Source organism: Caulobacter sp. GW821-FHT10A06 (assembly GCF_059415805.1).
The window spans coordinates 692738-712233 of record NZ_JBWKNY010000003.1 but is presented as its reverse complement, the minus strand read 5'-3'; the positions used below and the strand labels follow the sequence as shown (position 1 = coordinate 712233).

Below are 19496 nucleotides of genomic sequence, written 5' to 3'. Positions count from 1 at the left end.
GTTCCGTCGCGGGAATTTGAACGCCATACTCGCGCTTCGCGGGTGGCTGACCGAGGGTTGAAGCTTGACCATTCCGGGCAGGCCGCGACGCCCCGCCGCAGGACCTAGGCGGGATTTTCTTCGGCCAGCCAGCCGGCGGCTCTAAGCTTGGCCACCGAGGCGCGGCTGACCGGGGCGGTTTCGCCGTCGATAAGCTTCAGACGAAGATTGCGACCGTCCTTCTCGACGCCCGTGATCGCCCGCCTGGCCACCCACCACGAGCGGTGGACCTGCAGCCCCTCGATCCCGGACAGGCCGGAGGTCACCCGCGCCAGCGGCCCCATCTCCAGCCGCGAGCCGTGCTCGGTGCGGATCCGGACATAGTGGTCCTCCATCCGCAGATAGAGCACCGCGCCCGGATCGGGCGCCGGGGCGGCCACGGGGACCAGCCCCTCGCGCGCGGGCGTGAGCGTGCGTGTATGCGTGCGTATGCGGAGGAAGTAGTAGGCCAGCACGATCGGCGTCGTGATGGCCACGCACTGTCCGTACCACTCCAGCGGCGGCACGGCGTGCTCGATCTGCGGCCAGATGGCGATCGCCACGGCGCGCAGAGGCAGGCCCTGGACCGCGCTGCCCAGCAGGATGACCGGCGGAACCACCGCCCAGTCCGGCGCGCCAAGCCGGTGCGCGCCCGCCGCCGCCAGCCGGGTCACGATCCCGAAGAACACCATCCCGCTGGAGATGGTCCCGACCCAGTAGGCGATCCTCAGCGGCGGGTTGTCGTTGAAGAAGCTGCCAAACGGCCCCATCAGCCCCAGCAGCAGCCCGATCCCCACGCCGACGGTCAGGTCCACCGTCCATTCACGGACGGTCCCCAGCAGTGGTGGCCTGGAAGCAGCGGCGGTCATGTCCTTCGTATAGATCGCCGTTATGCGGAGTCGCCAGGGGTCAGGCGGCGGCTTCAGCGCCCTCTTCGTCAGTCGCCTCAGTGGCAGCGACTAGGGCCAGCTTGAGGCCCAGCGCGTGGATCACCTTCAGGATCGTCTCAAACCGAGGAGAGGCGCCATCCTTCAGAGCCTTGTAGAGGCTCTCACGCCCCAGCCCGGCCTTCTCGGCGACCTCGGCCATGCCTTTGGAGCGCGCAATCAGACCCAAGACATGCTGGATGTAGTCGGCGTCGCCCGTGTCAAAGGCGTCAGCCAGAAAAGCGGCCACAGCCTCGGCATCGTCGATCATCTCGACGGGATCGAAACGGGTAAGCGTCACCATTCTAGACTCCTCGCGATTGCCTTCGCCTTCTCGACATCCCGAGTTTGCGAGCCCTTATCGCCACCGTGCAGCAGCACGATCAGAACGTCTCCACGTCGCGCCACATAGATCCGATAACCGGGACCAACGTGGATCCGTAGCTCGCTGACGCCATCACCTACCGACCGATGATCGCCGAGCAAGCCCCGCGCCAGGCGGGTCAACCGCAAGCCGATGGTCAATACCGCTTGCCGATCCCGTAGGCCCGAAAGCCAAGCCTTGAAGGCGTCCGTCTCCAGAACTTCAATCATGATTGTATCCAGATAGATACAGAATGGCAAGGATTCGCATCCAATTGGATACACCACCAAGAATAGAACATAACAAGAACAAGATCTTTCCGATACTCGCAAGCCTGCCCATCCGCCCACCCACGAACCCGTTCGCCCATTCGCGCAGGAGCGCTGGCGACGACCCGGAACACGCCCCACAGCGGCCTCATCGTCACTCGCTGAAGGACCGCCATGTCGCTCCGCCATTTCTTCGCCGCCGCCCTGCTCGCGGCCACCGTCAGCTCCCCCGCCCTCGCCGCCAATGCCGGCTTCATGGTGCTGCAGGAGCCTCGCCCGAACGCGCCGCCGGTCGAGGTCGGGGTCTGGTATCCCACCGACGCCGCGCCCAGCTTCATGGCCTTGGGCGGCTGGGGCCATACGGTCGCGGCCGGTGCGCCGATCGTTGGCGAGCGTCTGCCGCTGATCGTCATGTCGCACGGCAATGGCGGCTTCTTCGGCGGTCATGCCGACACCGCCCAGGCGCTGGCCGAGGCCGGCTTCGTCGTGGCCGCCCTCACCCACCCCGGCGACAACTACAAGGACCAGAGCCGCGCCACCGCCATGGCCGACCGCCCGGCCGCGCTGTCGGACCTGATCGGCTGGATGCTGGACGCCTCGCCGTTGAAGGCCGGGATTGATCCGGAACGTGTCGGGGCGTTCGGCTTCTCATCCGGCGGCTTCACCGTTCTGGCGGCGGCCGGGGGCGAGCCGGACATGGGCCGCGTGCCCAGCCACTGCAAAGTCCACCCGAGCAACTACGACTGCAAGCTGACCGCCGAACACCCGATCCCGGCCGACATCCTGACCGCCAAGTGGGCGCATGACGCCCGCATCAAGGCCGTGGTCTCGGCCGCGCCCGCCCTGGGCTTCGCGTTCGGCAAGGACGGGCTGAAGGGGGTCAAGGCCCCGGTCCAACTGTGGAAGGCCAGCGACGACGAGGTGCTGCCCGGCGACGACTATGCCGAGTTCGTCCACAGGACCCTGAACCGGCCGCACGACTACCACGTCGTCAAAGGGGCGCGGCACTTCGACTTCCTGACGCCGTGCACCGCCACCAAGGGCGTGGAGATTCTGTGCGCCAGCGCCCCCGGCTTCGACCGGGTCGCTTTCCACAAGGACTTCAACGCGGCGGTCACCCGGTTCTTCACCGACCAATTGGTCGCACCGGTGAAGTCGCCCGCCCGCCCGTAATTTCACACCTGATTAACCACGATGGTCGAGTCTGCGCGTGCTGTTTAGGAGCCGTCTTGCGTAGCCTCATCGCCGCCGTCGAACGTATTGATCCGCTGACCATCTACGGCCGCGTGGCCGCCGTGAACGGCCTGCTGATCGAGGTGCGCGGCGGCCTGACCCGGCTGTCGGTCGGCGCCCGCGTCGAGATCGAGCGCCTGGGCCAAAAGCCCCTGCCAGCCGAGGTCGTCGGCTTCCGCGAGGCCCGCGCCCTGCTGATGCCCTTCGGCCCCGTCGAAGGCGTCGGCCCGGGCGCGGAGATCCGCGTCATGCCGGAAGGCGCCGTGGTGCGCCCGACCAAGGCCTGGCTGGGCCGCATCATCAACGCCTTCGGCGAGCCGATCGACGGCCTGGGCCCGCTGCCCCAGGGCGAGATCCCCTATCCCCTGAAGACCTCGCCGCCGCCGGCCCACGCCCGCGGCCGGGTGGGCGAGCGCCTGGACCTGGGCGTGCGCTCGATGAACGTCTTCACCACCACCTGCCGCGGCCAGCGCCTGGGCATCTTCGCCGGCTCGGGCGTCGGTAAGTCGGTGCTGCTGTCGATGCTGGCCAAGGAAGCCACCTGCGACGCCGTCGTGGTCGGCCTGATCGGCGAACGGGGCCGCGAAGTCCGCGAGTTCGTGGAAGAGACCCTGGGCGAAGAGGGCCTGCGCCGCGCCGTCGTCGTGGTCGCCACCTCGGACGAGCCCGCGCTGACCCGCCGCCAGGCCGCCTACATGACCCTGGCGATCAGCGAATATATGCGCGACCAGGATCAAGAGGTCCTGTGCCTGATGGACTCGGTCACCCGCTTCGCCATGGCCCAGCGCGAGATCGGCCTAGCCGCCGGCGAGCCGCCGACCACCAAGGGCTACACGCCCACCGTCTTCACCGAGCTGCCCAAGCTGCTGGAACGCGCCGGCCCCGGCCCGATCCGCGCCGACGGCACCACCGCCGCCCCGATCACCGCCCTCTTCACCGTGCTGGTAGACGGCGACGACCACAACGAGCCGATCGCCGACGCCACGCGCGGTATCCTGGACGGCCACATCGTCATGGAGCGCGCCATCGCCGAGCGCGGCCGCTTCCCGGCGATCAACGTCCTGAAGTCGATCAGCCGGACCATGCCGGGCTGCCAGCACCCGCACGAGCGCGACATCGTCAAGGGCGCGCGCCAGGTCATGGCCGCCTACGCCAACATGGAAGAACTGATCCGCATCGGCGCCTATCGCGCCGGGGCCGACCCGACGGTCGACCGCGCGATCCGCCTCAATCCCGCAATCGAAGCCTTCCTTAGCCAGGATAAGGAAGAAGCAACCTCTCTGGACGACTCTTTCGGTCATCTGGGGCAGATCCTGGCGAGTGAGTACTGATGACCAAGTGGGCCGCCTCGCTGATCCGCATCTCGAACCACGAGGTCGAGACGCTGCAAAAACGCCTCGCCGAGATCAACGAGCGCCGCATGGCGGCCGAACTGCGCGTCACCATGCTGGACGCCGAAGCCGAAGCCGAAGCCAAGAATGCCGAAGGCGACGCGTCGGCCGGCTGGTACATGATCGGCTACCGCGAGGGCTATAAGCGCCGCCGCGCCGACATGCTGGTCCAGATCGACCAGTGCCAGGCCGAGGAAGTCGGCGCCCGCGACGCCCTGTCCGAGGCCTTCGAGAATCTCAAGAAATACGAACACGTCGCCGAGCAGGCCAAGGTGCTGGCGGCCAAGAAGCTGGGCCAGTTCGAAGCCGCCCAGATGGACGAGGTCAGCATCCGCCGCGCCGCCATGGGCGGTCGATAAGACCATGCAGCGGCTCACGCGCCGCTCGGCGATCGCTTCGGCGCTCGCCCTCTCCGCCTGCAGCCAGGGGGCCAAGAGCCAGCCCGCTCTGCCCGCCCCTCCGCCGCTGCGGATCCTGACGCCCTTCCCGATCGGCTGCTGCGTGCAGGAACGCTGGCTGCACGAGCCCGAATACATGGACCTGCTGGGCGAGCAGTTCTCCCAACTCACCGCCGAGTGGGAGATGAAGATGGAATACATCCTGCGCGAGGATGGCGGTTTCCAGTTCGACCGGCCCGACAGCATCGCCTCGTTCGCCAAGGCCCGCGACATGGCCCTGCACGGCCACTCGCTGATCTGGTTCGCCAACGAGAACGACGCCTTCAAGCGCCTGGACGGCCGGGGCAAGCCCTTTGCCGACGCCTATCGCAACTACATCCTGGCGGTCGTCGGACGCTATCGCGGCCAGGCCCGCAGCTGGGACGTGGTCAACGAACCGGTGGCCGACGACGGCGACCATCTCCGCGAAAGCCTGTGGTCACGCAATCTGGGCTCGGACGACCATATCGCCCTGGCGCTGCAGCACGCCCACGAGGCCGATCCGAACGCGGTGCTATTCCTCAACGACTACCACCTGGAACTGAAGCCCAACAAACGCGCCACCTTCATGCGGCTGATCGAGCGCCTGCTGAAGCGCGGCGCGCCGCTGAGCGGGATCGGAACCCAGACCCATATCGACTACGACCTGCCGGCCGGCGCGGTCGAGGCGGCGCTGAAGGACCTGGCCAGCTTCGGCTTGCCGATCCACCTGTCCGAGCTCGATATCTCGCTGGGCGACCACTACGTCCCGGCCCTCCCCGGCGACCGCGTCAAACGCCAGGTCGCCAAATACGCCGAGGTCGCGGAAGCCTTCATGGCCCTCCCCGCCCGCCAGCGCTTCGCCTTCACCATCTGGGGCCTGCGCGACGACAACACCTGGCTGCGCGGCGACTCCGGCCAACGCCCGAAGGACCAGCCGCTGCTGTTCGACGAGGCCGGCAAGGCCAAGGCGACCTGCCGGGCCTTGGCGGACGTGTTCGCGCGGCGGGCTTAAGGCCCTATTCACCCTCACTAGGTGCAGCTTTGCACAGTCAGCAAAGCCTTGCAGCGCCCAAGATCGCGCCTGTGCTCGCCTTAACGAAACACCGACGTTTTGCGACGCATAGTCGCGGCCTTCGAACATCGGGGAGAGGTGGGGCGAAGTGAGTGTGGGCGTACAGCGGGGGACTGCGCAGCAGGGTTCGGGCCAGGGGTCGGCCAAGCCGGTCGCCCTGATCTGCGCCTATGTCGCCGGCCTCGCCTACAGCCTGTTCCTGGCCGGCGCCACGCACAACATCCCGACGATCTGGACGGCCAATGCGGTCGCCATCGCCGCCTTCATGGTCCTGAACCGGCGCCAGGCGCTGACCTTCATGGTCGCCACCGGCGTGCTGCACATCGTGCTGGAGCTGCTGATCGGCGCGCCGCTGCGCTTCGTGCTGATCGTGACGGTGCTGGACACGATCCAGACCGCCGGCACCGCCGCCCTGCTGCGCTGGATGCGCGTGCCGACCCGGGTGCGGGGCCCGCGCAGCCTGTTCCAGGTCATCATCGTGGCCTCGCTGGTGACGGCGATCGGCGCGATCCTGGTCCACGGCGTGCTGGCCGCCAGCCGTGGCGGGCCCTTCTTCCGTGGCTGGGAGGACTGGACGGCGTCCAACGTGCTGGGCGTGGCCGTCATCCTGCCCGTGATCCTGATCCTGACCGACCATCGCCACCGAGAAGGCTTCCACGTCCGCCCGCTGGAGGCCGCCGCCACCTTGATGCTGGTGATCGGGGCCTCGTCCTGGGTGTTCGTCAATGACGCCAGCCTGCAGGTGCTGCTGTTCGCCCCCGCCCTGCTGGCCGCGTTCCGAGGCGGGCCGCGCGCCGTGGCGGTGATCGTCACCACCTCGCTGGCCGTGGCCATTCCGGCCGTCCTTCACCGCACTGGCATCGACATCAAGGTCGCCCTGGGTCCGCTGCGCCACGCCCTGCTGTTCCACGTCGTGCTGTACGCCGTCAGCTTCGTCGCCGCCCTGGCCCTGAGCCGCCAGGCGCGCCTGCAGGCCCTGCTGCTGCGCCGCCAGGCCGCCGCCCGCGCCGCCCAGGCCCGCGCCCAGGCCGCCAGCCAGGCCAAGTCCGACTTCCTGGCCACGATCAGCCACGAGATCCGCACGCCGCTGAACAGCATCCTGGGCTTCGCCTCGCTGGTCGCCGACGACCCGCAGCTGTCGCCCGAGAACCGCCGCCGCCTGGACCTGGTCGGGCGCGCCGGCCGCTCGCTGGCCGAGATCGTCGGCGACCTTCTGGACTTCGCCAAGGTCGAGGCCGGCCGCCTGGACCTGACCCTCACCCCCGCCTCGCCGTCGGCCCTGCTGCGCGACGCCGTCGCCATCATCGCCCCCGAGGCCGCCGCCAAGGGCCTGTACCTCCGCACCGTCTGCACCGCCGAGGGCGAGGGCGACGTCGATCAGCCGCTGTCGCTTGACGAGACCCGCCTGCGCCAGGTGCTGTTGAACCTGCTGGCCAACGCCCTGAAGTTCACCTCGGAAGGCGGCGTCACCGTGCGCCTGACCGCCGGTCCCGCGCCGGGTGTGCTGCGGTTCGAGGTGATCGACACCGGCATCGGCATCGCCCCCGAAGTGCAAGAGCGCCTGTTCCAGCGCTTTTCCCAGGCCGACAGTTCGATCAGCCGCAGCTATGGCGGCACCGGCCTGGGCCTGGCGATCAGCAAGGCCCTGGTCAGCCGCATGGGCGGCGCGATCGGCGTCGAGAGCCAGCTAGGCCAAGGCGCGCGCTTCTGGATCACCCTGGCCGCCGAGCCGGCCGTCCTGCCGCTGGCCTCCGACGGCCCCGCCCCTATGGCGCCCGAGCGCGCCGCCCGTGTGCTGTTGGTCGACGACCATCCGATGAACCGCGAGCTGGGCAAGGCCCTGCTGACCCTGGCCGGCTGCGAGGTGGTCACCGCCGACGATGGCCATCAGGCGCTGGACGCGGTGCAGTCGGGCGACTTCGACCTCGTCTTGATGGACGTCCACATGCCCGGGATGGACGGCCTGGCCGCCACCCGCGCCATCCGCGCCCTGCCCGCTCCGATCGGGGCCATCCCGATCGTGGCGCTCAGCGCCGACGTCCTGCCCGAGCAGATCGCCCGCTGCCGCGCCGCCGGCATGGACGACCACGTGGCCAAGCCGATCCGCCGCGAGGAGCTGATCGCGACCGTGGCGCGGGCCTTGGAAGCCGCTCCCGACGCCCGTTCGGACGTCGCCCGAGCGTAACTTCCGTCGCCTGGTCTCGTCGGCGGCCGCCCCTGTCGCGGTGTCCGAGACGTGGCGCGAAGGCAGGGACTACCCATCGCCCTGTCGCGCCTCGCAGGGTTAAATCCATCTCATGACAATCTTGTAAGTTGAGACTTACTTCGGCCGCCCGTACACCGCGCGGCCTCGGCGAAGTAACGCCGTTCGTTTTCCCATCATCAGCGTATCTGGACCGCGCGCGACGGCTGTTGCGCGCCGCGCGGACGGTTGCGCCAGCACACAGAGCAGCACTCCAATGATCCACCACCTGTCCGTCAGCGCCGCCGATCCTCAAGGCGCGGGCCAATTCTTCGCCGACATCATGGGCGGCGTCGTCGTCGACTTCCCGCCCAATCCCGGCAGCGTCATGGTGTTCAAGGCCGACGGCATGGGCACCGCCATCGAGGTCTATCCGGCCGGCACCGTCATGGTCCCGAACGGCGAGCCGGGCTCGATCTTCGTGCGCCAGCCGGAGGGCAGCGACCGCCGCTCGCCGACCCACTTCGCCCTCAGCGTCTCGATGTCCCGCGAGGACGTCATGGCCAAGGCCGCGGCCAAGGGCTGGGAGACCTATGTCTGCGACCGCGGCGGCCACTTCCACGTCATCGAGGTGTGGATCGAGAACACCTGGCTGGTCGAGATCCTGCCGCTGGACTTCGCCGCCGAGTACCTGACCTTCGCCGGCGCGGTGACGGAGATGGCCGATCCGAACCAGGCGCTGGTCGATCACCAGCCGCAGGCGAAGACGCTGGAAAGCGCCTAGAGCCCAGCCAGCTTTCGCGTCAGCTGCGCCGAGCTCATCGGCTGGCTGGCGCGGAAGGCTTGGCCGGCCCAGAGCGAGCTGAAGTCGCCGCGGCCGGCGGCTTCGGCGGCTTTGCGGAGGGGCAGCACGGCCGCCCCTGCGGTCGGAAAGGCCGGGGCGAGGTCCGACAGCGGGCCGACTTCGGCCATTAGCCGGTTGACGATGCCGCGTGCGGGGCGGCCGGTGAAGAGGTTGGTCACGGCGGTGACGTCCTCGGCCGATTTCAGCGCTTCCCGGTAGACCTCCGAGATCGCCGCCTCGGGCGTCAGTAGATAGGCGGTGCCGACTTGAGCGGCCTCGGCCCCCAGCGCGAAAGCCGCCAGCACGCCGCGCCGGTCGGCGATGCCGCCGGCCGCGATCACCGGGACCGAGACCGCATCAACGATCCTCGGCACTAGCGAGAAGGTCCCGACCTGCTGGCTCATGTCGTCCGTCAGGAAATTGCCGCGATGGCCGCCGGCGTCGAAGCCCATGGCGATCACCGCATCGACGCCGCGCGCCTCCAGCCACTGGGCCTCGGCCACGGTCGTCGCCGACGAGATGACCTTGGCCCCGGTGCGCCGGACCCGCTCGACCAGCTCCGGCGACGGCAGGCCGAAGTGGAAGCTGACCACCTCGGGGCGGTAGTCCTCAACCACCTTGGCGAAGGCGTCGTTGAACGGCGCGCGGCCGGCGGCGGGGATCGGCTGGTCGGGGTCGAGGCCCTCCTCGATGTAGTAGGGCCGCAACCGCTCGCGCCACGCCGACTGCCGGGCGGGCTCATCGTCGGGGTTCTGGTGGCTGAAGAAGTTGACGTTGATCGGCCTCTTCGTGCCCGCCCGCACCGTGTCCAGCGCCGCCCGCAGCTGCGCTTCGGAATAGAGCGCGCTGGGCAGGGAGCCGAGGCCCCCTGCGTTGCTGGCGGCGATGACCATCTCCGGCGAGGTCGCCCCGGCCATCGGGGCCTGGATGATCGGCAGCTCTACGCCGAACAGGTCGAGCACGCGGTTGGACATGGCGGAACCTCCTACAACTCGCCGGCCGCGACGCGCCGGCGATATTCGGGCACGGGCATGCCGCCCCAGCCCCAGTTCTCCAACTCGACCTCCTGGATGACCACGAAGGTCGAGTCCAGCGGCTTGCCCAGCACGTCCAGCAACAGCTGGCTGACCCCCGCGATCAGTTGGGCCTTCTCGTCCGCGGTGACGGCCGAGCGGTCGGGGGCGGAGCCTTCGCGGGTGACCTGGATATTGACCATCGGCATAGCTAGTGCCCCGCGCTCTGGCCGCCGTCGACGTGCAGGATCTCGCCCGTCACGAAGCCGGCGGTTTCCAGATAAAGCACGGCCTCGACCACGTCGCGGATCTCGCCCAGGCGCCCCACCGGATGCAGGCCGGCCAGGAAGGCGTGGGTCTCGGGCGCGTGCATTGGGGTCTTGATCACCCCCGGCGAGACGGCGTTGACCCTCACGCCCTTGCTGGCGAACTCGATAGCCAGCGACTTGGTGGCCGAGTTGATGCCGCCCTTGGTCAGGCTGGCCAGCACCGAGGGCACGTCGGCCAGGGCGTGGTCGGTCAGGGTGGTGGTGATGCTGACGATGTGTCCCGCGCCCTGCTTCAGCATCTCGGCCGAGGCGCGCTGAGTGATGTGGAAGAAGCCGGCCAGGTTGATGGCGATCTTGGTCTGGAAGTCCTCTTCCGTGTAGGCCGTGAACGGCTTGGCCATGAAGATCCCGGCGTTGTTGACCAGGGTGTCGACGCGGCCGAAGCGCGCCAGGGCTTCGGTGACCACCCGCTCGGCGGTGGCCGGATCGCCGATGTCGCCGGCGACGGCCAGGATGTCCGGGTCGCTGCCCTGCTTGATCGATCGCGAGGTGGCGACCACGCGGTAATCGCGGTCGCGATAGGCTTTCACCAGCGCCTCGCCGATGCCTTGCGAGGCCCCGGTGATAATGGCGACTTTCCGTTCGTTGCTCATGACTGCCTCCTTGGCGTTGTCCATGAGCAGGAATGTCGGATCGATCATCTATCGAGTGAATTGGCGCCTCAAGGCAGTCAGTCTTCCGTCAAACGGCGGAATGACCCAGCACCTCGGAGTCCGCCGACAGCCGCGCGAAGATGGCCCGCAGCCGGGGCGCGGCGAAGTCGATGAAGGCGCGGACCTTGGGCGTGGCGGTGCGGCCCTGGGGCGTCAGCAGGTGCACCGGCAACGGCGCGGGCTCGGCGTCACGCAGGACGATGCGCAAGCTGCCGTCCAGCACCCGCTCGGCCACGTGATAGGTGTAGAGCCGCGTGACGCCCCGCCCTTCGACCGCCGAGGCCAGGGCCGCGCGGACGCTGTTGACCACCAGGCGCGGCTTGAAGTGCACCGCCCGGGCGATGGTCTGGCCCGGCGCGGGCGGGAACACCCAGGTGTCGTGGCCAAAGTGGGTGGTGGTGACGACCTGGTGCTTGGCCAAATCCGCCGGCTCGACGATGCGCGGATGCTGATCCAGATAGCGCGGCGCCCCGACGATCACCCGCCGCACATCGCCGCCCACCCGCGTGGCCACTAGCGAACTGTCCGGCAGCTGGCCCACCCGCAGCGCGACGTCGAAACCCTCCTCGACCAGGTTGGTGTGGCGGTCCAGCAGGACCAAGTTCACCGACACCGCCGGATAGGCGTCCAGATACGCATCGACGATCGGCCGCAGTACGTCCTCGCCGCTGATCGGCGGGGCGGTGATGGTCAGCATGCCGCGCGGGGCCGAGCGCTCGCCCAGGGCCGCCAGATCGGCCTCCTCCAGGTCGGTCAAGATGCGACGACAGGCGGCGGCGTAGCGGTCGCCGGCCTCCGACAGCCGCAGCGAGCGGGTCGTGCGATGCAGCAGCTCGGCCCCAACATGCTGCTCCAGGAAGGCGATGGCCCGGCTGACGGCGGCCGGCGAGCGGTTCAGCCGGCGGCCGGCCCCGGCCAGGCTGCCCTCGTCCAGGGCGGCCACGAACACCCGCATCGCCTCGATCCGATCCATCCAGTCCGCCGCTTTCCGCAAGAATGAAGGCCTGAAGCAGCAGCCTACCGCCGCCAACCAGCGCAATCCACGCATTACGCCGAGTTCACTTCCATCGCTACAAACGTAGCGCTACACCTGTAGCGAAGAGAGATCGGAACTCGCCATGATCGACGCCCTGCCCAGACGCGAACGCGAGGTCTTCGAGACCCTGTGCCGGCTCGAGGCCGGCACGACCGCCGAGGTGCGGGGCGCGCTGTCGGATCCGCTCAGCGACAGCGCCGTGCGCACCATGCTCTCGCGCCTGGAGGCCAAAGGCCTGGTCGAGCGGGCCAGCGGTCCCGACGGCGTGCGCTTCAGCCCCGTGCAGGAAACCGAGACGGTAGCCGTCAGCGCCCTGCGCCGGGTGATCGACACCTTCTTCGCCGGCTCGGCCGCCAGCGCCGCCACCGCCCTGCTGGGCATGGGCGAGCGCCTGACGCCGCAAGAGGCGGCGGCCCTGGAAGCCCTCATCGACGAACGGGTGGAGGATAAGGCGTGACCTGGATCCTGCTGATCTCGCTGCTGGTGAAATCCAGCCTGGTCGCCGGCGCGGGCCTGGCCTGCTCGCGCCACATGACCCGCCGCCCGGTCGAGCGGGTCGACATCCTGCGCGGCACGGTCTGCCTGCTGCTGGCTCTGCCGGCGATCATGAACATGCTGCCGCCGCTGGAGCTGGCCCTGCTGCCGCCGCTGCCGGCCGAGCCGGTCGTGCTGCCGCCCGTCACGGGCGAGGCGCCGGTACAGCTGGACCCCAATCCCTGGTGGATGTCGCCCGGCGCGATCACCGGCGGCCTGTGGCTGCTGGGCGCGGCGCTGATCGGCGGCCGCCTGGCCGTGGGCCTCAACACCCTGGAGCGCTGGACCCGTAAGGGTGAGCCGGTCACGGATCCCGCCTGGCTGGCCCCGATCGAGAACCTGTCGCCCGCCGACCGTCCGGGCCTGGTGGCCAGCGACCGCGTCACCGGCCCGCTCAGCTGGGGCGTCGCGCCCGGCGCCATCCTGCTGGATCCCGCTACCTTGGCCGAGCCTCGCTCCGCGCCCGCCATCATGGCGCACGAGTTGGCCCACCTGCGCCGCCACGACTGGATCTTCCTGATCCTGTCGCGCCTGGCCCTGGCCATCTTCTGGTTCAACCCGCTGGTCTGGCGCCTGCACGCGGTGCTGGCCGAACGCACCGAGGAAGCGGCCGACGCCGCCGCCGTCGGCAGCGTGGACCGCACCCTCTACGCCCGCACCCTGGTGCGCCTGGCCGCCTCTCCCGTCCCGCACGGCGCCACAGCCATGGCCGCCGACGCCAAGACGCTCAAGACAAGGATCGCCTGCCTGATGACCGACACGCCCGACCGCCGCCGTCCGCTGACCGTGGGCCTCACCGTCGCCGCCCTGGCGATCGTCGCCACCCCGCTGGCCGCCTTCGGCCTGAGCCGTCAGGTCGCCCCGGTTCCGCCCGTGCCGCCGACGCCGCCGGCCGCTGTCGCCGAACAGGCGCCGCCGGCTCCGCCCGCGCCTCCCGCCGCGCCCGCCGAAGCCGCCCCGCCCGCGCCCGAAGCGGCCCCTGCTCCGCCGGCCCCGCCCGCGCCGCCGGCCAAGGGCTGGAACTTCGCCTTCTCGCACCGCTGGCTGAGCGACGCCGACATCAAGGCCATCGAGGAAGCCCGCCAGCAGGCCGAGCACGCCCGCGCCGACGCCGAACTGGCCCGCCTCAGCGCCGAGGACATGCGCCGCATCGCCGAGGACGCCCGTCGCGAGGTCGAGTCCCACCGCGGCGAGATCGAAGCCGCCGCCCGCATCGCCGCCGACCAGGCCCGCCTCTCCGCCGAGGATGCCCGCCGCATCAGCGAACAGGCCCGCCAGGCCGGCGAGCAGGCCCGACGCGCGGGTGAGGAAGCCCGTCGCAACGGCGAACGCATCCGCGTCCAGGCCATGCAGGTGGCCCGCGTCGAGATGACCAAGGGCGTCGGCCAGATGCGTTCGGGCGCCCGCCAGATGCGCGAGGAAGCCGCCCGCCTGCGCGACCCCGCCTACCGCGCCAAACAGATCGCCGAGAACCGCGCCCGCGGCAACCGCGAGGTCACCGACGAGGAACTGCTGGACGTGGCGCGCAAGCTGCCCGGCCAGGCGGACGACCTGGAACGCCAGGCCGAGCGGCTGGCGGAGAAGGTTCGGGATATGAGCTGAGGGCTTGTGACGCCCCCTTCACCCGCGCTCCACACCATATCTCCGTCATCCCGCGCTTTGTGCGCGGGACCCATCTATCCACCGCAGATGCGGTGCGGAGCAAAGCTCTCACAGAGAAGCTGAACCATGGGTCCCGCGAACAAGTCGCGGGATGACGGTGGGGTAGTGAAAAGAAGTGCTTAAAACGTCCGCCAAGGGTGGAGCGGGACCTTCACGCGCTAGCCCTCAGGGGGTTCGTAGAGCGTCTTTACATAGATAACCTTGTCCAAGTCACATGAGCCAGAAGTCACCCGTCCGGCGTATCCACCATAGCGGCAAATGAGCTGGCCGTTCGCCGAGAACAAGCTGTGCTCATCTCCCGCGTCGAAGCGATCAGTCGCCGTGATGTTAAAGGCAGTTTGTCCCTGATAAGTTACTTGCTCGATCAACGGTAGTCGCCCGCTACGCGACACTTCCTTTCGTAGCCAGTCTGGTACAGGGACACCTGCGGGCAAGTGAGATGGACCGTGGCAAGCAGCCATGGTCGTAAAGACAGCCGTCGCTAGTAGCACTGTGCACGCGAACCGCATCCGACCGGCGCTTATGTGCGGTAGGGCAATATCCATCTGTCTTTGGTATCTGACCGTGCGAGCGTCGCCTATGGGTGGGAAGCGGACTTCCGTGTTGCGGCGCGAAGTGACAAGCATAGCGTCATGCTCGCTCTAACAATCGCCCGCTTCGATGCTGATCCTGATGCGGTCACTGATATCCTGGGTCTAACGCCGACATCCGTTACAAGGCGAGGTGAGCCTCGACCGAGCGGGCGGTTGCATGATTTCAATATGTGGCATCTCGAACTGCATGAAGCGCCCCTCATCGATGGCCGTGAGCACGCGAGCGCGCTCAGCGCGCTGATCAATCAGCTCAAAGGCCGTGAAGACCTGTTTGTGGAGATGGCTAAGACGATCAGGCCCGCAAGCATCTCGATCTGCGGTGGCTTTTATGTCTCGGACGAACAGCAGGGGGTCTGGCTTGACCCCGACCAAATGGCCGTCCTCGCTGCGTGCGGCATCGGCTGGAGCCTAGATCTATTCGAGGTCACAATGCTGGGCTGAACGTCAGCAGCGGGTCGAAAGCTGACCTCTCACCGAAACAAAAAACGCCCCGGTCCTGCGACCGGGGCGTCTTCGTTTGTGGCTCTCGCCGGCTCTTACGAGTCCAGGAAGCTCCGCAGCTTCCGCGACCGGCTCGGGTGCTTCAGCTTGCGCAGGGCCTTGGCTTCGATCTGGCGGATGCGTTCGCGGGTGACCGAGAACTGCTGGCCGACTTCTTCCAGGGTGTGGTCGGTGTTCATGCCGATGCCGAAGCGCATGCGCAGCACGCGTTCTTCACGCGGGGTCAGCGAGGCCAGCACGCGGGTGGTGGTTTCGCGCAGGTTGGACTGGATGGCCGCGTCGATCGGCAGGACGGCGTTCTTGTCCTCGATGAAGTCGCCCAGGTGGCTGTCTTCCTCGTCGCCGATCGGCGTTTCGAGCGAGATCGGCTCCTTGGCGATCTTCAGGACCTTGCGGACCTTTTCCAGCGGCATGGCCAGCTTTTCGGCCAGCTCTTCCGGGGTCGGCTCGCGGCCGATCTCGTGCAGCATCTGGCGGCTGGTGCGGACGATCTTGTTGATCGTCTCGATCATGTGCACCGGGATACGGATGGTCCGCGCCTGGTCGGCGATCGAGCGGGTGATCGCCTGACGGATCCACCAGGTGGCGTAGGTCGAGAACTTGTAGCCGCGACGATATTCGAACTTATCGACGGCCTTCATCAGGCCGATATTGCCTTCCTGGATCAGGTCCAGGAACTGCAGGCCGCGGTTGGTGTACTTCTTGGCGATCGAGATCACGAGACGCAGGTTGGCCTCGACCATTTCCTTCTTGGCCTGACGGGCTTCGCGTTCGCCCTTCTGGACCGTCTGGACGATGCGGCGATAGTCGTCGATCGGCACGCCGGTCTCGGTGGCCAGGGCGGCGATCTCGCCACGGATGTCCGTCACCGACTGGCTGTCGTTCTCGACGAACTTGGTCCAGCGCACGCCCATGCCCTTGACCTGATCGCCCCAGTTCGGGTTCAGCTCCGAACCGAAATAGGCCTTCAGGAACTCGCCGCGGCTGATGCCGTAGCTGTCGGCCAGGCGCAGCAGGCGGCCTTCCAGGCCGATCAGGCGCTTGTTGATCGCATAGAGCTGCTCGACCAGAGCCTCGATACGATTGTTGTTCAGCTTCAGCGTCTTCAGGTGCTGGATGATCGTCTGCGACAGGCCTTCATAGGCCTTACGATCGGCGTCGGTCAGGTCCTCGCCCTTCAGGCGGCTGCCGACCAGCTTGTCCTGCAGCTTGCGGAAGCTTTCGAACTCGCTGGCGATGGCGTCCAGGATGGCCATGACGCCTTCGCGCAGTTCGCCTTCCATGGCGCTGACGGTCGGACCGGCGCCATCGTCGAAGTCGTCCTCGTCCTCGCCTTCAGCGCCCTCGGGCTTGGCCTCGCCGGCTTCGTCGTCGACGGGTTCGGTCGGCTCGGCCTCCTCGTCGGCGGCCGGCTGGGCGGCGACGCCGTTGATGGCGGCGTAGGTGCCTTCCAGGTCGATGACTTCACGCAGCAGGATGCGGCCGGTGCCCAGTTCCTCGCGCCACACCATGATGGCTTCGAAGGTCAGGGCCGACTCGCACAGGCCGCGGATCATGGTGTCGCGGCCGGCCTCGATGCGCTTGGCGATGGCGATTTCGCCCTCGCGCGACAGCAGCTCGACCGAACCCATTTCGCGCAGATACATGCGCACGGGGTCGTCGGTGCGGTCATAGGCGGCCGGCTTGTCGCTGGTGATGACGGCCGTGTTCTCGTCGCGGGTGGCGACCTCGCCGCCTTCCGAGCCTTCGGCGTCTTCTTCGGCCTCGACCACGTTGACGCCCATCTCGCTCAGCATGGCGAGGGTGTCTTCGATGGCGTCGGGGCTGACTTCCTCGGACGGCAGCACCTTGTTCAGCTCGTCCATCGTGACGTAGCCGCGGGCCTTCGCCTGCTTGATGAACTTCTTTACGCCGGCATCGGTCAGGTCGAGCAGAGGACCGTCACCACCGGTGGCTTCGGGCGCTTCCGTCTCGGCCGAGGAATTGTTGCTCATCAAGCTCTCCGAAATCGACACCGCTGGGCTCTAGCAAGAGCGGCGCCGAAAAAATCCGTTTCGAAAAGGACTGTCTCGCCGGCCGGCGCTGTGACTCAGCGCACTCCCAATGATCACGTTCCCGTCAGAAGTCGCCTAAGCGCGCCCTTTCCGCCATGTACGAACGCTCCGCGGGAAACCCGGCGGAGGCCCAAAGGCGTGGGCGCGGCCTGGCGTCTTCCCTGATCGGGTCGACGACCGCTGGGGACCTGGGGCGGCAACGAGGGTGACATCCTGTTTCGGTATAGGGCGCGCGCAGCGGCGGCCCGAGCGATGTCAGTCAGTTGCTTGGCAGTTCCTTGAGTCGGCATGTGGCTTTGGGTGACGCCGGTGTCAAGATGGCACGGGTCACTATCGCAAAATTTGCAACGCTATTTACTGCGCCCGCCAGAACTCCAGATTGCTGATCTGGCGCTGCAGGACGGCGATCCGGTCGCGCAGGTCGCGGGTGGCGGTCAGGCTGGCGGCGGTGATCTCCTCGCGGCGCAGGCCGTCCAGGGCGCGCTCGGAATCGGCGATCTCGATAACCGCCTCGTAGCAGGCCGCCCACAGGGCGCGGGCCTTGGCGGGGTCGAAGCGGGCGTCCAGGAACGGCGCGTCGGCCACGGCCAGGCGCTCGATCTCGGCCAGGGGTTCGGAGAGGCCCTTGCGGCTCAGGCGCTCGCGCAGCGGGATGTCGTCGCCGTGGTCGTCGCACAGGGCCATGAACAGCTCGTGCGACAGGGGCTTCAGGCGCGGATCGCCGAAGCCGACCCGCTCGATCGCCTCATCATAGGCCCGCGCCCAGCCCGGGTGGTCGATGGCGGCCAGGGCGATGGCGGCGTGGAAGGGCTTGATGCGGCCGGTGATCTGCACGCGGGCGGTCGGACGCAGGCCCGGATCCGGCGGCTCGCGCTTGCCGTTCTTCCAGGTCCCGCCGCCGCTGCGGGGCGTGAACGGGCGGTCGCGGAAACCACCACCACCGCCGCCATTGTAGCCACCGCCATAGTCGCCGCCGCCACCGTCCTGGGGCGGACGTCGACGCTGGAAGAGCTCGTCATAACGTTCGCGCAGGTCGTCCTTGTAGGCCTGGGCCAGGTCCTTGTCGGCGATGGTCCCGGCCGCCGCACGCAGGCGCTGGCGGAGGCCCGCCTTGCGCTCGGGCGTGTCCAGCTCCTCCAGGTCCCGCTCGCGCTCGAACAGGGCGACCACGAAGGGCTTGGTGTCGGCCAGCTGCTCGCGCAGGGCGTCGGGACCCTGGTCGCGCAGCACGTCGTCGGGATCCTTGCCGCCGACCGGCATCGAGAAGCGGAACGAGCGGCCGGGCTTGAGCAGCGGCAGGGCGCGGTCGATCGAACGATGCGCGGCGCGCTGACCGGCCTTGTCGCCGTCGAAGCACAGGGTCGGCTCGGGATGCAGGCGCCACAGGGCCTCCATCTGCTCCTCGGTCAGGGCCGTGCCCATGGCCGCCACGGCCGGCACATTGGCGCGCTGGCAGGCGATGACGTCCATATAGCCCTCGACCACCACCATCGGCGTGCGCGCGTTGGGCGCTGCGCTCTGGTTGGCGTGCAGGATCTTGCGGGCCTCGAACAGGCCGTACAGCACCCGGCTCTTGTGGAAGAGCCCGGTCTCGGGACCGTTCAGATATTTGGCGCGGGCGTTGGGATCCATGGCCCGGCCGCCGAACGACACCACCTTCCCCCGGCTGTCGGTGATCGGGAAGATGATGCGGTCGCGGAAACGGTCATAGGGCTGGCCGCCGTCCTCGGGCGCGATCAGCACCCCGGCGTCGACCAGGTCGCCCGGCTTGGCGCCCTTGGCGATCAGGTAGTCCTTCAGCCCCGTGCGATTGTTGGGCGCGAAGCCGATGCTGAAGCGACTCCACTCCTTCTCCGGCAGGCCGCGCTTTTCCAGATAGGCGCGGGCGGCCTGGCCGACGGGGCGGCGCAGCTCGGCCTCGAACCAGGCGCTGGCCAGCTCCATCCAGTCGCCCAGGGACGAGCGCTTCTGCTCCTCGCGGGCCATCTGCGGGTCGACGGCGGGCAGGCTCATGCCGGCCTCGGCCGCCAGCCGCTCGACGGCTTCCGCGAAGGTCAGCCGCTCGGTCTCCTGCAGGAAGCTGATGATGTCGCCGTGCTTGCCGCTGGAGAAGCAGTGATAGAAGCCCTTCTCGTCATTGACGAAGAACGACGGGCTCTTCTCCTTGGTGAACGGCGACAGCCCCGCATACTCGCGCCCCTGCCGCCGCAGCTTCACCGACTTGCCGACGACGTCGGACGGGCGAAGGCGGGACTTCAGTTCTTCGAGGAAACGATCGTCGAAACGCATCTAGGCGGGATTGGGGACCAGGGTTGGGGCGAGCCCTTTAACATATGCGCCCGACGTGCGCTGCGCACGTCCCAAACCGAGGCGATCCACAAGCTGGGCACTAGGAACACCGAC

18 protein-coding genes are annotated in these 19496 nt (G+C 68.3%); 9 read left to right on the top strand and 9 right to left on the bottom strand.

Translation table 11 applies throughout. The annotated features are described in order from the left end of the window. Positions 1 to 104: 104 nt before the first annotated feature. Genes AC07NF_RS11060 through AC07NF_RS11050 form a run of 3 tightly spaced genes read right to left on the bottom strand, consistent with a single transcriptional unit; the run spans position 105 to position 1538 of the window. The gene (locus tag AC07NF_RS11060) at positions 105 to 887 is read right to left on the bottom strand and encodes a LytTR family DNA-binding domain-containing protein (RefSeq protein ID WP_494631762.1); all 783 of its coding nucleotides are present in this window, start codon (positions 885 to 887) and stop codon (positions 105 to 107) included. Between the two features lie 40 nt (positions 888 to 927). Next, the gene (locus AC07NF_RS11055; RefSeq protein WP_494631763.1) at positions 928 to 1248 is read right to left on the bottom strand and encodes an addiction module antidote protein; all 321 of its coding nucleotides are present in this window, start codon (positions 1246 to 1248) and stop codon (positions 928 to 930) included. After that, the gene (locus AC07NF_RS11050) at positions 1242 to 1538 is read right to left on the bottom strand and encodes a type II toxin-antitoxin system RelE/ParE family toxin (RefSeq protein ID WP_494631764.1); all 297 of its coding nucleotides are present in this window, start codon (positions 1536 to 1538) and stop codon (positions 1242 to 1244) included. The genes AC07NF_RS11055 and AC07NF_RS11050 overlap by 7 nt, the downstream gene beginning before the upstream one ends. A 213-nt stretch (positions 1539 to 1751) precedes the next feature. On the opposite strand from AC07NF_RS11050, the gene AC07NF_RS11045 reads away from it, so the two are divergent. The 6 genes from AC07NF_RS11045 to AC07NF_RS11020 all read left to right on the top strand — a co-directional run bounded on the left by AC07NF_RS11045 (position 1752) and on the right by AC07NF_RS11020 (position 8658). Next, positions 1752 to 2750 carry an alpha/beta hydrolase family protein gene (locus AC07NF_RS11045; RefSeq protein WP_494631765.1) on the top strand — a complete coding sequence of 333 codons (999 nt, stop codon included), beginning with the start codon at positions 1752 to 1754 and terminating at the stop codon, positions 2748 to 2750. Between the two features lie 56 nt (positions 2751 to 2806). Continuing rightward, complete coding sequence (gene fliI, locus AC07NF_RS11040) at positions 2807 to 4141, top strand: flagellar protein export ATPase FliI (protein WP_494631766.1); 1335 nt, start codon at positions 2807 to 2809, stop codon at positions 4139 to 4141. Next, on the top strand, positions 4141 to 4560 hold the full coding sequence (locus AC07NF_RS11035) for a flagellar export protein FliJ (RefSeq protein WP_454714246.1): 420 nt from the start codon (positions 4141 to 4143) through the stop codon (positions 4558 to 4560). Before fliI ends, AC07NF_RS11035 begins: the two co-directional genes overlap by 1 nt. A gap of 4 nt (positions 4561 to 4564) precedes the next feature. Beyond that, positions 4565 to 5632 (top strand): endo-1,4-beta-xylanase, encoded by a 1068-nt coding sequence (locus AC07NF_RS11030; RefSeq protein ID WP_494631767.1) that lies wholly within the window; start codon positions 4565 to 4567, stop codon positions 5630 to 5632. Between the two features lie 154 nt (positions 5633 to 5786). Beyond that, positions 5787 to 7877 (top strand): hybrid sensor histidine kinase/response regulator, encoded by a 2091-nt coding sequence (locus tag AC07NF_RS11025; protein WP_494631768.1) that lies wholly within the window; start codon positions 5787 to 5789, stop codon positions 7875 to 7877. Positions 7878 to 8151: 274 nt separating this feature from the next. Continuing rightward, on the top strand, positions 8152 to 8658 hold the full coding sequence (locus AC07NF_RS11020; protein WP_494631769.1) for a VOC family protein: 507 nt from the start codon (positions 8152 to 8154) through the stop codon (positions 8656 to 8658). Here AC07NF_RS11020 and AC07NF_RS11015 read toward each other — a convergent pair. The 4 genes from AC07NF_RS11015 to AC07NF_RS11000 form a co-directional block, all read right to left on the bottom strand. Continuing rightward, on the bottom strand, positions 8655 to 9692 hold the full coding sequence (locus AC07NF_RS11015) for an NAD(P)H-dependent flavin oxidoreductase (RefSeq protein ID WP_494631770.1): 1038 nt from the start codon (positions 9690 to 9692) through the stop codon (positions 8655 to 8657). The two genes, AC07NF_RS11020 and AC07NF_RS11015, sit on opposite strands and share 4 nt — an antisense overlap. 11 nt (positions 9693 to 9703) lie before the next feature. Then, complete coding sequence (locus tag AC07NF_RS11010) at positions 9704 to 9940, bottom strand: tautomerase family protein (RefSeq protein ID WP_494631771.1); 237 nt, start codon at positions 9938 to 9940, stop codon at positions 9704 to 9706. Between the two features lie 2 nt (positions 9941 to 9942). Further along, positions 9943 to 10653 carry an SDR family NAD(P)-dependent oxidoreductase gene (locus tag AC07NF_RS11005; RefSeq protein ID WP_494631772.1) on the bottom strand — a complete coding sequence of 237 codons (711 nt, stop codon included), beginning with the start codon at positions 10651 to 10653 and terminating at the stop codon, positions 9943 to 9945. A gap of 88 nt (positions 10654 to 10741) precedes the next feature. Next, a complete protein-coding gene (locus AC07NF_RS11000) occupies positions 10742 to 11686 on the bottom strand; it encodes a LysR family transcriptional regulator (RefSeq protein ID WP_494631773.1) in 945 nt (314 codons plus the stop codon). 145 nt (positions 11687 to 11831) lie between these two features. On the opposite strand from AC07NF_RS11000, the gene AC07NF_RS10995 reads away from it, so the two are divergent. From AC07NF_RS10995 to AC07NF_RS10985, 3 genes are all read left to right on the top strand, one after another. Then, the gene (locus tag AC07NF_RS10995) at positions 11832 to 12206 is read left to right on the top strand and encodes a BlaI/MecI/CopY family transcriptional regulator (protein ID WP_454714238.1); all 375 of its coding nucleotides are present in this window, start codon (positions 11832 to 11834) and stop codon (positions 12204 to 12206) included. Then, on the top strand, positions 12203 to 13885 hold the full coding sequence (locus AC07NF_RS10990; protein WP_494631774.1) for a M56 family metallopeptidase: 1683 nt from the start codon (positions 12203 to 12205) through the stop codon (positions 13883 to 13885). Before AC07NF_RS10995 ends, AC07NF_RS10990 begins: the two co-directional genes overlap by 4 nt. 692 nt (positions 13886 to 14577) lie before the next feature. Beyond that, positions 14578 to 14979 carry a DUF4279 domain-containing protein gene (locus AC07NF_RS10985; protein WP_494631775.1) on the top strand — a complete coding sequence of 134 codons (402 nt, stop codon included), beginning with the start codon at positions 14578 to 14580 and terminating at the stop codon, positions 14977 to 14979. Positions 14980 to 15074: 95 nt separating this feature from the next. Here AC07NF_RS10985 and rpoD read toward each other — a convergent pair whose 3' ends face one another. Beyond that, entirely contained in the window at positions 15075 to 17033 is a 1959-nt protein-coding gene (gene rpoD / locus AC07NF_RS10980; protein WP_494631776.1) for an RNA polymerase sigma factor RpoD, read from the bottom strand. 414 nt (positions 17034 to 17447) lie between these two features. Then, entirely contained in the window at positions 17448 to 19382 is a 1935-nt protein-coding gene (gene dnaG, locus AC07NF_RS10975; protein WP_494631777.1) for a DNA primase, read from the bottom strand. Positions 19383 to 19496: the final 114 nt, after the last annotated feature.